Annotated in this window: 1 protein-coding gene; it reads right to left on the reverse strand. The window is 63.2% G+C overall.

The features are described from left to right. Window positions 1–314 (reverse strand): DUF4158 domain-containing protein (locus HBA93_RS20085; RefSeq protein ID WP_286202091.1); only part of this gene is annotated, 314 nt, incomplete at its 3' end. Window position 315: the final 1 nt, after the last annotated feature.

A 315-nucleotide genomic window follows, 5' to 3' on the forward strand; every position in this document is an offset into this window, starting at 1 on the left:
CGCGCACCACGTCCGGAGAAGGTGCGGAATCCGTAGAGCGCCCGCAGTTCGGAAAGATGCTCGTGCCGCGTTTCCTCGCGGGCGGCGTAGTCAACGAGATCGTCGGCAAGCAGGCCGAGCTGTGCTCCGATGAATTCGACGATCTCTGCTGGGATCAGTTCGCCCGGAGCCAGCACCCGGCCGGGATAGCGCAGGACGCACAATTGCAGGGCGAAGCCGAACCTGTTGTGAGCGCGTCGGCGCAGCCTGATGTGTCCAAGGTCTTCATCACTCAGCGTATAGTGCTTGAGCAAATCCGCCTGCGAGGTCGGCAGG

Origin of the sequence: Ochrobactrum sp. SFR4 (assembly GCF_019730395.1) — a bacterium.
In the GTDB taxonomy this organism is placed as follows: domain Bacteria; phylum Pseudomonadota; class Alphaproteobacteria; order Rhizobiales; family Rhizobiaceae; genus Pseudochrobactrum.